This is a genomic window from Pseudomonas sp. Tul2A7 (assembly GCF_054790505.1).
This window is the reverse complement of sequence record NZ_CP186499.1, coordinates 2,684,076-2,697,768: the sequence shown is the minus strand read 5'-3', so window position 1 is coordinate 2,697,768 and position 13,693 is coordinate 2,684,076. Positions and strand designations below refer to the sequence as shown.

Genomic DNA, 13,693 nt, shown 5'->3' with positions numbered 1-13,693 from the left:
CGTCAGCAGATTGCCTCAACCTACTGCCGGCCACCACGCCCCACAATCATTGTGCAGGCGCTGAATGCGCCGTCATCACTCAACCCGCAGCGGTGTCCATACGCACCGCGCCACGGCGGTTTTGTCCGTACGCCATCACGCAGTTACGCCCCGCGCCTTTAGCGGCGTAAAGCGCCTCGTCGGCAGACTTCAGCACTTGTTCCGGGTTGCGCTGCTCCACTCGCTCGGCGACGCCGATGCTCACTGTCACCGACACACTGGACGCTCCCGAACCGGCGCGGCGCTGGCGACCTTGCTGATCATCCTGCGGACGGTTTTCCTGATTGCGCAGTTGAATGCTGTAGGACGCAATCGACTCGCGGATCACCTCAAGATGCGGCATGCACTCTTCAAGGGTTTTGCCTGCGAACACCAGAGCAAATTCCTCACCACCGTAGCGATACGCCCTACCGCCACCGCTGATTTTCGACAGCTTGCTGGCGACCAGACGCAGTACCTGGTCACCGACATCGTGACCGTGGGTGTCGTTGAATTTCTTGAAGTGATCGACGTCGCTCATCGCCAGCACATAGTTGCGGCCCAAGCGCTGCATGCGTTCGTTGAGCGCGCGACGTCCCGGCAGACCGGTCAGTTCGTCGCGGAAGGCCATTTGATAAGCCTCGTGCGCAACGGCGGCGGCAATCATCAACATCACCTGACTGCACATGATGTTCAAGGTAAACGGCAGGATGAAGGTTTTCGGCAGCATCCAGAACACGCCGAGCAGGCCAACCAATTGTGCCGCATGCAGTGGGCGCGGATTGCGCCAGTACTGCCAGGCCAAGAGCAGGAACGCCGAGATAAATACCGGATAGGAAAGCTGGATCAGACTCATCCATGCGCCATGCAGCGCCGGCCAGCGGATTTCCGACAGCCACATCAGCAGCGCCTGGGGATAACTTTGCTCAAGCCCCAGCGCCACGCTGCCGAAGGCCAGCAGCACGGCGAAGCGCGCAACCATGTCCTGAAACAGATGCGTACGTTCCTGCCACGCAGCGAACAAGCCGAACAACAACGGCAGCAGCAAACATACAAGATGAAAGACCACGGCAGCGTCTTCGCGGACCTTGCCGTTGTCGCGGTAATAGTCGGTCTGGGTGTCGAGCAAAAAGTACGCGATGTACACCGTGAGCATCAGAAACAGTTCACGCTGACGCCGATAAACCGCGCAATAAGCGCCACCCAACAGCAGCACCAGGGTCGGCAACACATTGAACAGCGAAGTGAAGAACACGCTGAGGTCTTTGACGTACGCAGCCGCCAACCCCGCAAGTAACAACAGCAGTGAAGGTAGGAAATGGCTGAAACGTACAGCGGAAGAACGCGGCAAGGGTAAAGCTCCGACCCGTCATATCAAAGAGATGGCATTGTGCCTGCAAAGTGCAGCCAAGCCCACACAATGTGATCCAGATCACACACTGTCTCTTTAACGGCCGGTAGCCCGACTATCTGAACTGTTCACCAACAAAAAAACCGCTACCCCCTAACGGGAGCAGCGGTTTTCAGGAGACTGCGTTAAGGCTTAGTAACCCAGTGCGAAGTCTTCTTCTTTCATGTCCATCAGGTTGTTGGCGCCCGACAGCATAGTGGCCACGTGGGTACGGGTACGCGGCAGGATGCGCTGGAAGTAGAAACGCGCGGTTTGCAGCTTTGCGGTGTAGAACGCAGCGTCGCCGCTGCCTTCTGCCAGCTTTTCAGCAGCCAGACGCGCCATGTCGGCCCAGAAATAAGCCAGGCAGGCATAACCGGAGTACATCAGGTAGTCCACGGAAGCCGCGCCGACTTCTTCGCGATCTTTCATGGCGGCCATACCGACCTTCATGGTCAGCTCGCCCCATTCCTTGTTGATTGCCGCCAGCGGTGCGACAAACTCTGCAACGGCTTCGTTGCCTTCGTTGTTCTGGCAGAACTTGTGGACGATCTTGGTGAAGCCCTTCAGAGCTTCGCCTTGCGTCATCAGCACTTTACGGCCCAGCAGGTCGAGTGCCTGGATACCGGTGGTGCCTTCGTACAGCATCGAAATGCGGCTGTCGCGAACGTTCTGCTCCATGCCCCACTCGGCGATGAAGCCGTGGCCGCCGTAGATCTGTACGCCGTGGTTAGCGGATTCGAAGCCGACTTCGGTCATGAACGCTTTGGCGATCGGGGTCATGAAGGCCAACAGTGCGTCGGCTTTCTTTTTCTCTTCTTCATCGACGCCGTATTTGACGATGTCGACCTGTTTGGCAGTGAAGTACACCATCGCACGGTTGCCTTCGGCGAACGCCTTCATGGTCAACAGCATGCGGCGTACGTCTGGGTGCACGATGATCGGGTCAGCGGCTTTATCCGGCGCTTTCGGGCCAGTCAGCGAGCGCATTTGCAGACGATCGCGAGCGTATTTCAAGCCACCCTGGAAACCGATTTCGGCGTGGGCCAGGCCCTGCAGCGCGGTACCCAGACGTGCGGTGTTCATAAAGGTGAACATGCAGTTCAGGCCTTTGTTCGCCGGGCCGATCAGGTAACCGGTGGCGCCGTCGAAGTTCATCACGCAGGTGGCGTTGCCGTGAATGCCCATCTTGTGTTCCAGCGAACCGCAGCTCACTGCGTTGCGCTCACCGACGGTGCCATCGGCATTCGGCATGAATTTCGGAACGATGAACAGCGAGATGCCTTTGGTGCCAGCCGGTGCATCCGGCAGGCGGGCCAGCACGATGTGGACGATGTTATCGGCCATGTCGTGTTCACCGGCCGAGATGAAGATCTTGGTGCCGGAAACCTTGTAGGAACCGTCGGCCTGAGGTTCGGCTTTGGTGCGCAGCATGCCCAGGTCGGTGCCGCAGTGCGGTTCGGTCAGGCACATGGTGCCAGTCCATTCGCCGGAGACCAGTTTGGTCAGATAGGCTTCTTGCTGCTCTGGGGTGCCGTGCTCGGAGATGGTGTTCATCGCGCCGTGCGACAGGCCTGGGTACATGCCCCACGACCAGTTGGCTTCGCCAACCATTTCACTCACTGCCAGACCCAGCGACTCAGGCAGACCCTGACCGCCGTGCTCGACGTCGTGGGCCAGGCTTGGCCAGCCGCCTTCAACGAATTGCTTGTAAGCCTCTTTGAAGCCCGTCGGGGTTTTCACGCCGGACTCGCTCCAGGTGCAACCTTCGAGGTCGCCCACGCGGTTCAGCGGTGCCAGTACCTGCTCACAAAACTTGGCGCCTTCTTCGAGAATGGCGTCAACCATGTCCGGAGTTGCGTCTGCGCAAGCCGGAAGGCTCTGATAGTGCGCTTCGTAGCCGAGCAGTTCGTCACGAACGAAGCGAATATCACGCAAGGGGGCCTTGTAGTCAGGCATAGCGATAAACCTCTGCTGATGTAACCGGGAATGAACGACCGTGTTGATTTGTTGTGACGGTCAAACAGTTGTTTGAAACATACGTTTACGCCGAAATCTTGTCAAGCGTCGATCTTTTGCCGTTCGTCATCGCACCTTTCAAACGCCGGGCACAGCAAACCGCCATGCGTTCGAATGAGCCACGGGCGCTGAAAAAAGATTAGTTGAGGGAGAAGGACTTACAACAAAAAACGCCGCGACAAGGCGCGGCGTTCAGGGTGCAGATTGCGAAAAATCAGGCGAAGGTGTCGATGATCGTACCGAGCACTTCGTCGGAGGCTTTGGCGACTTTCACACCCAGCTCCGCCTGGATCTTGCCCTGAGACATCTCGACCATATTGCTGGCCAGATCCGATTGCTGGGCGCGATCGACACCGCGCAGACGATCAATCTGCACTTCAGACGACTGGCTGGTCACCGAGCGCTCGATTGTATTGTTGGCAATCTGGCTGGCAGCCTGATCGACGCGGTTCTGCCCGCTCTGAATCGAGCTCAGACCTGCATAAAAAGCTGTGTTACCGGAGATTTCCATAACAGTTCTCATCCCTGGGAAGGATCAATGGCTGCCATTGAAGCAGAGGCGCCAGAAAAACACCCGTCAAAAACACTAATGGCACAGTGCCTGCCCATAGAGAAAAGCTTAGTCGAGCAGATCCAGTTGCAAATGATCCGCCACCGTTTCTGCGCTCAGGGCCTTGAGTTTCGGCACGCGCCCCAGGCACGGCGCCGGAATCCGCTCGGCCAACGTCGCGAGGTTTTCTTCCAGCCGTGAAGTCTTCGGATCGATGATATTCGCCACCCACCCGGCCAGTTGCAGCCCATCACGGGCAATCGCCTCCGCCGTCAGCAAGGCATGACTGATGCACCCCAGCCGCACGCCCACCACCAGAATCACCGGCAACTTCAGCGCAATCGCCAGATCCGACAGATTATCCTGATCGGCCAAAGGCACCCGCCAGCCGCCCGCGCCTTCGATCAGAGTGAAATCGGCATGCATCGCCAGAATCTCGCGCATCGGCGCCAGCAGCGATTGCACGGTCAAGGCCACACCCGCTTCACGCGCCGCCAGATGCGGAGCAATCGCCGGCTCGAACGCCACCGGATTGACCTGTTGATAAGTCAGCGGCAGCGAACATTCGGCCAATAGCGCCAATGCATCGGAGTTGCGTAAACCCTTGGGCGTCACCTCGCACCCTGACGCCACCGGTTTTCCCGCCGCCGTACTCAACCCCGCCGAACGCGCCGCGTGCAGCAATCCGGCGGCGACCGTGGTCTTGCCGACATCGGTGTCCGTACCGGTGATGAAATAGGCTGCGCTCATACGGGTTTCTCCAACACGGCGTAGACCACCTGATAAGTCGCCGGCAACCCCGACGCCTCACGGAACTGCTCGTAAGCTTCAACCAAACCGAGAATCCGCGCCCGCCCGGTCAAACCGCCCGGGCGACCCGGATTCAGATTGTGCGCCCCCAAGGCTTTCAACTCATGGGTCAAACTGCGCACATCCGGGTAATGCAGCACGTGCGGTTGATTCTCCAGGCTCAGCGTGCGCAAACCACTGGCCGCACACAATTGCTCATAACGGGAGAACTCGCGGAAGCGGTTGACGTGCACCAGCCCATCGACCTGCCGCCAGCTGTCGCGCAACTCAAACAGCGTCCCTACACAAAGACTAGCAAACGCGAAGAACCCACCTGGTTTCAGCACACGAAACGCTTCGCTGAGCACCGCCTCGAAATCCGCACACCACTGCACCGCGAGGCTGGAGAAGATCAGGTCGCAGGTCGAATCCTGCAGCGGCAGGCGCTCGGCATCACCAGCAATAAAATACTCAGCGCCACCCAATGGCCGCGCGTGATCGAGCATTCCTTCGGCAATGTCCAACGCCAGACCGTGGCCCTCGGCAAACCGCGAAGCCAGCGCGCGGGTGAAATAACCCGTGCCACACCCCAGATCCAGCCAACGCGCCGGCACAAATTCCTGCGGCAAACGCTCAATCAACTGTGTACCGACATCACGTTGCAACTCGGCGACGCTGTCGTAACTGGCCGCCGCACGAGAAAAAGAGGCTGCGACCTGACGCTTGTCAGGCAAGCCGCCAGGCAGCACAAGAGACAAATCAGTCATCACCGCACTCATGTAAAAAAGCCTGGATAGCGCCCGCCAGTCCGTGGGGGTCTTCCAGAAGAAAGGCATGGCTGGCCTGTTCGATCAGACCGATTTCGATATCCGGTAACAGGGCGAACAATGCCCCCGCCGCTTCCGCCGGGACCAAGCCGTCCTGTCCGGCGAACAAATGAAACTGCGGGCCACGAAAAGCCTGCAGCGCTTCGCGGGTGTCCATTTGCGCAAGCAATTCCAATCCCGCCATCAACGCCGACGGCGCAGTATTTGGCGCGCCGCCCAACATCAACCGCGACAACCCGCGCGGGTCTTGCGCGCCTTGAGCACAGAGCAGCGAGAAGCGTTTGAGAGTTGTGCGCGGATCGGCCTGGCAACCGGCAAGAAACGCGTCGAAAGTCTCGCCGGGCATCGCGTTCGGCCACTGCTCATGGGCAACGAAAGAAGGATTGCTCGCCAGCGTCAGCAAACCGCAGCAACGCTCGCCACGGCGCGCCGCTAATTCGGACGCGAGCATGCCGCCCAGCGACCAGCCACCGAGCCAGACGTCTTGAGGAATGCACTCGTCGAGTTCATCGAGCCAGTCTTGCAGGTCGCTGGAGTTCAGCTCCGGCAGCGGCTCGATATCGACTTTCAGATGTTCATCAAGGCCTTGCAATGCGGCGGCCAGCGGCTCCATCGGCGACACACCGAGGCCCCAGCCGGGCAGCAGAATCAGGCGATCACGCATGGCTTGGCTCCGACGACAGTTGGGCAAAGCAATCGGCCAGTCCCTCTAACAATAGCTGCACCTGCGCCTCGCTGTGAGCGGCGGTCAGGGTCACGCGCAAGCGGGCACTACCGGCGGGCACGGTCGGCGGGCGGATCGCGGTGACCATCAGCCCGCGCTCGCGCAACATCTGCGACAGCCGCACCGCGCGTCCGGCATCGCCAATCATGATCGGCTGAATCGGCGTAAAGCTGTCCATCAGTTCCAGACCAATCTGCTCGGCGCCATGGCGGAACTGACGGATCAGCGTCTGCAGATGTTCGCGACGCCAGTGTTCAGTGCGCAGCAGCTCGATACTTTTCAGCGTCGCGCAGGCCAGCGCCGGTGGCTGGCTGGTGGTGTAGATGTACGGGCGGGCGAACTGGATCAGGCTTTCGATCAACTCTTCGCTGCCAGCGACAAATGCCCCCGCCGTGCCGAACGCTTTGCCGAGGGTGCCGACCAGCACCGGCACATCCTCCTGACTCAAACCAAAATGCTCGACGATGCCGCCGCCATTCGCACCCAGCGGCCCGAAACCGTGAGCGTCATCGACCATCAACCACGCGCCTTTGGCCTTGGCTTCACGGGCCAGCACCGGCAGATCCGCGAGGTCGCCGTCCATGCTGAACACACCGTCGGTGACCACCAACGTATTGCCGGTGGCTTTCTCCAGACGTTTGGCCAGGCTCACCGCGTCGTTGTGCAGATAGCGATTGAAACGCGCCCCAGACAACAGACCCGCATCCAATAACGAAGCGTGATTGAGGCGATCTTCCAGCACCGTATCGCCCTGCCCGACCAGCGCCGTGACCGCGCCGAGATTGGCCATGTAGCCGGTGGTGAACAGCAGCGCGCGCGGGCGGCCGGTGAGGTCAGCCAAAGCTTCCTCAAGGGCGTGATGCGGACTGCTGTGGCCGATCACCAGATGCGAGGCGCCACCACCGACACCCCAACGTTCAGCGCCGGCGCGCCAGGCTTCGATCACTTGCGGGTGATTGGCCAGACCGAGGTAATCGTTATTGCAGAAGGCAAGCAACGGTTTGCCGTCGACCACCACTTGCGGCCCCTGCGGGGACTCGAGCAGCGGTCGCTGGCGATAGAGGTTTTCGGCACGACGGGCAGCAAGGCGTGCGGCGAGATCGAAAGACATGCAGGCCTCGACTTTCAAGTGACACAGATCCCATGTGGGAGCGAGCCTGCTCGCGAATAGGCCTTCACATCCAACATCAATGTCGACTGAGGCACCGCTTTCGCGAGCAGGCTCGCTCCCACAGGGGTTTTGCATTCCTTCAGAGGAATCCGCGCAGCTTTAAACCGCGGCGTTATAGAACTGCTCGCTGCTCTTCTGCTCGACCAATGCCTGCTCAATTGCAGCTTGGTGAACCTCATCGGAATGTTCTTCACGGGCTTCCGGCTGGATGCCCAGACGCGCAAACAATTGCATGTCCTTGTCCGCCTGCGGGTTGGCCGTGGTCAGCAACTTGTCGCCGTAGAAAATCGAGTTGGCGCCGGCAAAGAATGCGAGAGCCTGCATCTGCTCGTTCATCGCTTCGCGGCCGGCGGACAGGCGCACATGGGATTGCGGCATGAGGATGCGCGCCACGGCGAGCATGCGGATGAAGTCGAACGGGTCGATGTCTTCGGCGTTTTCCAGTGGCGTGCCGGCAACTTTCACCAGCATGTTGATCGGCACCGACTCCGGATGCTCCGGCAGGTTGGCCAACTGGATCAGCAGGTTGGCGCGGTCATCCAGCGACTCGCCCATGCCGAGGATGCCACCGGAGCAGATCTTCATCCCCGACTCACGCACGTAAGCCAGGGTCTGCAGACGCTCGCTGTAAGTACGGGTGGTGATGATGCTGCCGTAGAACTCCGGCGACGTATCGAGGTTGTGGTTGTAGTAATCGAGGCCGGCCTTGGCCAGCGCTTCGGTCTGATCCTGATCGAGACGACCGAGGGTCATGCAGGTTTCCAGGCCCATAGCCTTCACGCCTTCGACCATTTTCAGCACGTACGGCATGTCTTTCGCCGACGGGTGCTTCCACGCCGCGCCCATGCAGAACCGCGTCGAGCCGATGGCCTTGGCGCGGGCAGCCTCTTCGAGGACCTTCTGCACTTCCATCAGCTTTTCTTTTTCAAGGCCGGTGTTGTAGTGACCGGACTGCGGGCAGTACTTGCAGTCTTCCGGACAGGCGCCGGTCTTGATCGACAGCAGGGTCGAGACCTGAACGCGGTTGGCGTTGAAATGTGCGCGGTGCACCGTTTGCGCCTGGAACAGCAAGTCGTTGAAGGGCTGTACGAAGAGTGCTTTGACTTCGGCCAAAGACCAGTCGTGACGCAGGGTGGCAGTGGTGCTCGCGCTCATGGGTAGTTCCTTGGTTATGCTTGGCTGGCGGCTGCGGGAACGGAATACCCACAGGCGCTACACGGATGTTCGGCATATTTAAGGAAGAGTCATGCGCTGTCAACCACGATACGAAGGGTCGGTTTACATCTGTTTAAATAATGTACAGCCCTGCTTGCTTTGCGATGAGCCGGCAGACGCAGAAATGCCAATCTGCGTGGCCTGTGAAACCGAACTGCCGTGGCTTGGCGAGCACTGCGTCACCTGCGCTTTGCCGTTGGTCGCAGCGGGCCTGACCTGTGGTGAGTGCCTGCTAGAGCCGCCGGCGTTCGAACAGGTGGTGGTGCCATGGCTGTATGGCTTCCCGGTCGACAGTTTGATTACGCGGTTTAAACACAATGCGAAATGGCCGTTTGGCCACCTGCTCGCCGACGTTCTCGGGCAATACCTGCAACATCGCTTCGATGAGGGTTTGCCAAGGCCTGATGTGTTGTTGCCGGTGCCGCTGGCGGGTAAACGTCTGCGCCAACGCGGATTCAATCAGGCTGCGATGCTGGCGCGGTGGTTGAGTCAGTCACTGGATCTTCCGTGCGAAGAACAGGTTCTGCGGCGAGTCAAGGAGACCGGTGCCCAGCAGGATCTTGATGCCAAGGCGCGTAAACATAATCTGCGCAATGCCTTCGAGATCATGCCGGATGCGCAGGTACAAGGCCGGCATTTGGCGCTGGTTGACGACGTATTGACCACTGGCGCGACCGCACAGGCTCTCGCCCGGTTGCTGATAAACGCTGGCGCCGCCCGGGTCGATGTCTATTGTCTGGCGCGCACGCCGAAGCCCGGAGCCTGAATATTGAACAGTCCCCTGTGGGAGCGAGCCTGCTCGCGAAAGGGGCCAGCACATTCAACATTTATGCTGGCTGACACTCCGCTTTCGCGAGCAGGCTCGCTCCCACAGGGTTCTGCGTCAGGCTTGACTCTCGCGTTGCGAGCGGCCAACTTCCTCCCCCACCGCCACAGCAAAAAAGCACCCCATCCATGTCCATGCCTTCCCTGTTGTCCCAGCACATCGTCCGCCGTCCGCAGCGTATCGCCCTGCTGCAACATATCGCCGAACAGGGCTCGATCACCCGCGCCGCAAAAAGCGCAGGCCTGAGCTACAAGGCGGCGTGGGACGCTATCGATGAGCTGAACAATCTGGCGCAAAAACCATTGGTCGAGCGCGCCGTGGGAGGCAAGGGCGGTGGCGGCGCGCAACTCTCCAGCGAAGGCGAACGCGTTTTGCGCCTGTACCAAAAACTCCAGGCCTTGCAGGCGCAGGTGCTGGAAGCGGCGGAGGACGCCAGCGATCTGGATCTGCTCGGTCGCCTGATGCTCAGAACCAGCGCGCGCAATCAGTTGCACGGCAAGGTCGTGGCGATCCAAGCGCAGGGCCGCAATGACCTGATCCGTCTCGAACTGGCCGAAGGGCTGTGCCTCGACGCGCAGATCACCCACGACAGCACCGTGCATCTGGAGCTGCAAGCCGGCACCGAAGTGGTGGCGCTGATCAAGGCCGGCTGGCTGGAATTGCTCGGCTGCGCGCAATCTGCAACGTCTGGTCACAATCTTCTGAAGGGCACTATCGAAGCGATTCTCGACGCCGAGGACGGCCCGAGCGAAGTACGGATTACCCTGCCCAACGGCCATACCCTCTGCGCCCTGGCTGAGCCGCTCGATTTGCGCACTCGCGGGCTGACCGTCGAGCAACCGGTGCAGGTGCAGTTTTCCCCGTCCAATGTGCTGATCGGCACGCCGCTGTAATCAGGCGCTGCAACGAAAGCGTCATCGACGCTCATTAAGGTAGCTGCCAAAACCAAGCAGGGAGCCTGATGTGAGCCTATTAGAAGAAAACCAATCCACTGACCTGGAAAAAATGGTCGGCCTCAGCCGTCGCGGTTTCATCGGCGCCGGTGCGCTGTGCGGCGCGGCGATGTTCCTCGGCGGCAGCCTGTTGAGCCGTAGCGCACTGGCCACCGGCGTCAGCGCCGGCAACAGCCGCCTGCTCGGTTTCGAGAGCATTCCCGCTGCGACCACCGATGTCATCACGCTGCCCAAAGGTTACAAGTCGTCAGTGCTGATCAGTTGGGGCCAACCGTTGCACAAGAACGGCCCGGCCTTCGACCCAAGCGGCAACGGCACCGCCGCCGCACAGGAAGTGCAGTTCGGCGACAACAACGACGGCATGAGCCTGTTCGCCTTCCCCGACGACCGCAACCGCGCATTGATGGCGATCAACAACGAATACACCAACTACCGCTATCTCTACCCGCACGGCGGCATGCCGCAATCGGCCGAAGACGTGCGCAAGGCGCTGGCCTGCGAAGGCGTGTCGGTGATTGAAGTGCAGCGCAAAAACGGTCAGTGGCAGTTCGTCCAAGGCTCGCGCTACAACCGCCGTATTCACGGTAACTCGCCGCTGCGCATCAGCGGTCCAGCGGCCGGTCACGACTTGATGAAAACCGCCGCCGACAAACACGGCAAAAAAGTCCTCGGTACCTTCCAGAACTGCGCCAACGGTAAAACCCCGTGGGGCACCTATCTGACCTGCGAAGAAAACTTCACCGACTGCTTCGGCAGCAGCAACGCCCAGCAGCAGTTTGACCCGGCGCAAAAACGCTACGGCGTCTCGATCGCCAGCCGCGAGATCAACTGGCACCCGTACGACCCGCGTTTCGACATGGCCAAGAACCCCAACGAACTCAACCGTCACGGCTGGGTGGTCGAAATCGATCCGTTCGATCCGCAATCGACTCCGGTCAAACGCACCGCGCTGGGCCGCTTCAAACATGAAAACGCCGCACTGGCCGAGACCGATGACGGCCGCGCCGTGGTGTACATGGGCGACGACGAGCGTGGCGAGTTCATCTACAAATTCGTCAGCCGCGACCGCATCAACCACCGCAACGCCAAGGCTAACCGCGACATCCTCGACCACGGCACCCTGTACGTGGCCAAGTTCGATGCTGGCGACAGCAACCCCGATCACCCGAAAGGCCAGGGCCAGTGGATCGAGCTGACCCACGGCAAAAACGGCATCGACGCCAGCAGCGGTTTTGCCGATCAGGCCGAAGTGCTGATCCACGCGCGCCTCGCCGCCAGCGTAGTCGGCGCAACGCGCATGGACCGCCCGGAATGGATCGTCGTCAGTCCGAAAGACGGCCAGGTTTATTGCACCCTGACCAACAACGCCAAACGCGGCGAAGACGGGCAACCAGTCGGTGGGCCGAACCCGCGTGAGAAGAACGTCTACGGGCAGATCCTGCGCTGGCGCACCGACCGCGACGATCACGCGTCGAAGACGTTTGCCTGGGACCTGTTTGTGGTTGCCGGCAATCCGGGCGTACATGCCGGGACGCCGAAGGGCGGCTCGAAGAACATCACCCCGCAGAACATGTTCAACAGCCCGGATGGTCTGGGCTTCGACAAGGCCGGGCGCTTGTGGATTCTCACCGATGGCGACTCCAGCAACGCCGGGGACTTTGCCGGGATGGGCAATAACCAGATGCTCTGTGCCGATCCGAAGACCGGTGAGATTCGTCGGTTCATGGTCGGGCCGATTGGTTGCGAGGTGACGGGGATCAGCTTCTCGCCGGATCAGAAGACCCTGTTTGTCGGGATTCAGCATCCGGGGGAGAACGGCGGGTCGACGTTCCCTGAGCATTTGCCGAATGGCAAGCCGCGGTCTTCGGTGATGGCGATCACTCGCGAGGATGGTGGAATCGTCGGCGCCTGACACACCGCCTTCGCGAGCAGGCTCGCTCCCACATTGGGAATGAGATCCCCTGTAGGAGTGAGCCTGCTCGCGATAGCGTCAGCACAGACACCAAACCCCTAAGGGCCTGCCATCTGCGCTACCATGCTGGGCCGGACGCGGCAGCCTGCTGCGCGCAGGAGTCAGCATGGCCCACCCGTTTGAAACCCTCACCCCCGACCTCGTGCTCGATGCCGTTGAAAGCATCGGCTTCCTCAGCGATGCGCGCATTCTGGCGCTCAACAGCTACGAAAACCGCGTCTATCAGGTCGGCATCGAAGACTCCGAACCGCTGATCGCCAAGTTCTACCGTCCGCAACGCTGGACCAACGAAGCCATCCTCGAAGAGCACCAATTCACCTTCGAACTGGCCGACGTCGAAATCCCCGTGGTGGCGCCGCTGATCCACAACGGCGAAACGCTGCACGAGCACGCAGGTTTCCGCTTCACCCTGTTCCCGCGTCGCGGCGGCCGTGCGCCGGAGCCGGGCAATCTTGATCAGTTGTACCGCCTCGGCCAGTTGCTCGGGCGGATTCACGCGGTCGGCGCGACCAAGCCGTTCGAACACCGTGAAGCGCTCGCCGTGCAGAACTTCGGCCACGCCTCGCTGAACACCTTGCTCGAAGGCAATTTCATTCCGAAAAGCCTGCTGCCGGCCTACGAGTCCGTCGCCCGCGACCTGCTTAAACGCGTGGAAGATGCTTACGCCAACACACCGCACCAGAACATCCGCATGCACGGCGATTGCCACCCCGGCAACATGATGTGCCGTGACGAGATGTTCCACATCGTCGACCTCGACGACTGCCGCATGGGCCCGGCGGTGCAGGACATCTGGATGATGCTCGCCGGTGATCGTCAGGAATGCCTGGGGCAGTTGTCGGAGTTGATGGATGGCTACAACGAATTCCACGATTTCGATCCGCGTGAACTGGCGCTGATCGAACCGTTGCGTGCCTTGCGTCTGATGCACTACAGCGCCTGGCTGGCGCGCCGCTGGGATGACCCAGCATTCCCGCACAGTTTCCCGTGGTTCGGCACCGAGCGCTATTGGGGCGATCAGGTGTTGGCGTTGCGTGAGCAATTGTCCGCGCTCAACGAAGAACCGCTGAAACTTTTCTGATCACCACCTCCCCCTTGTAGGAGTGAGCCTGCTCGCGATAGCGCTTTGTCAGTCGACGTAAATGTTAAATGTCAGACCGCGATCGCGAGCAGGCTCACTCCTACATTTGTCCGGTGTTCACAATTTCCCGACCATTACGCTACGGCACTCGCCGACAA

Annotated in this window: 12 protein-coding genes; 4 read left to right on the top strand and 8 right to left on the bottom strand. The window is 60.4% G+C overall.

The features are described from left to right. Window positions 1-79 precede the first annotated feature (79 nt). From ACOYXJ_RS12090 to bioB, 8 genes are all read right to left on the bottom strand, one after another. Window positions 80-1,369 carry a GGDEF domain-containing protein gene (locus tag ACOYXJ_RS12090; protein WP_016983164.1) on the bottom strand — a complete coding sequence of 430 codons (1,290 nt, stop codon included), beginning with the start codon at window positions 1,367-1,369 and terminating at the stop codon, window positions 80-82. A gap of 192 nt (window positions 1,370-1,561) precedes the next feature. Continuing rightward, window positions 1,562-3,367, bottom strand: coding sequence for a phenylacyl-CoA dehydrogenase (locus ACOYXJ_RS12085; protein WP_460369646.1), 1,806 nt, complete (start codon window positions 3,365-3,367; stop codon window positions 1,562-1,564). A gap of 274 nt (window positions 3,368-3,641) precedes the next feature. Then, on the bottom strand, window positions 3,642-3,938 hold the full coding sequence (locus ACOYXJ_RS12080) for a pyrroloquinoline quinone biosynthesis protein PqqE (RefSeq protein ID WP_095122564.1): 297 nt from the start codon (window positions 3,936-3,938) through the stop codon (window positions 3,642-3,644). A 108-nt stretch (window positions 3,939-4,046) separates the two neighbouring features. After that, window positions 4,047-4,727, bottom strand: coding sequence for a dethiobiotin synthase (gene bioD, locus ACOYXJ_RS12075; RefSeq protein WP_460369644.1), 681 nt, complete (start codon window positions 4,725-4,727; stop codon window positions 4,047-4,049). Beyond that, window positions 4,724-5,533, bottom strand: coding sequence for a malonyl-ACP O-methyltransferase BioC (bioC, locus tag ACOYXJ_RS12070; RefSeq protein WP_460369641.1), 810 nt, complete (start codon window positions 5,531-5,533; stop codon window positions 4,724-4,726). Before bioC ends, bioD begins: the two co-directional genes overlap by 4 nt. Then, a complete protein-coding gene (locus ACOYXJ_RS12065) occupies window positions 5,526-6,257 on the bottom strand; it encodes an alpha/beta fold hydrolase (RefSeq protein ID WP_460369639.1) in 732 nt (243 codons plus the stop codon). The genes bioC and ACOYXJ_RS12065 overlap by 8 nt, the downstream gene beginning before the upstream one ends. Continuing rightward, window positions 6,250-7,428: an 8-amino-7-oxononanoate synthase gene (gene bioF, locus ACOYXJ_RS12060; protein ID WP_460369637.1), complete on the bottom strand. Its 1,179-nt coding sequence runs from the start codon at window positions 7,426-7,428 to the stop codon at window positions 6,250-6,252. The genes ACOYXJ_RS12065 and bioF overlap by 8 nt, the downstream gene beginning before the upstream one ends. 159 nt (window positions 7,429-7,587) lie before the next feature. Continuing rightward, the gene (gene bioB / locus ACOYXJ_RS12055) at window positions 7,588-8,643 is read right to left on the bottom strand and encodes a biotin synthase BioB (protein WP_160059674.1); all 1,056 of its coding nucleotides are present in this window, start codon (window positions 8,641-8,643) and stop codon (window positions 7,588-7,590) included. A gap of 91 nt (window positions 8,644-8,734) precedes the next feature. Between bioB and ACOYXJ_RS12050 the strand changes: the two genes are divergently transcribed. The 4 genes from ACOYXJ_RS12050 to ACOYXJ_RS12035 all read left to right on the top strand — a co-directional run bounded on the left by ACOYXJ_RS12050 (window position 8,735) and on the right by ACOYXJ_RS12035 (window position 13,535). After that, window positions 8,735-9,469 (top strand): phosphoribosyltransferase family protein, encoded by a 735-nt coding sequence (locus tag ACOYXJ_RS12050; RefSeq protein ID WP_460369635.1) that lies wholly within the window; start codon window positions 8,735-8,737, stop codon window positions 9,467-9,469. A 188-nt stretch (window positions 9,470-9,657) separates the two neighbouring features. Next, window positions 9,658-10,422: a TOBE domain-containing protein gene (locus ACOYXJ_RS12045; protein WP_460369633.1), complete on the top strand. Its 765-nt coding sequence runs from the start codon at window positions 9,658-9,660 to the stop codon at window positions 10,420-10,422. A gap of 70 nt (window positions 10,423-10,492) precedes the next feature. Next, on the top strand, window positions 10,493-12,394 hold the full coding sequence (locus ACOYXJ_RS12040) for a PhoX family protein (RefSeq protein WP_460369631.1): 1,902 nt from the start codon (window positions 10,493-10,495) through the stop codon (window positions 12,392-12,394). A 166-nt stretch (window positions 12,395-12,560) separates the two neighbouring features. After that, a complete protein-coding gene (locus ACOYXJ_RS12035) occupies window positions 12,561-13,535 on the top strand; it encodes a serine/threonine protein kinase (protein WP_110720743.1) in 975 nt (324 codons plus the stop codon). Window positions 13,536-13,693 lie beyond the last annotated feature (158 nt).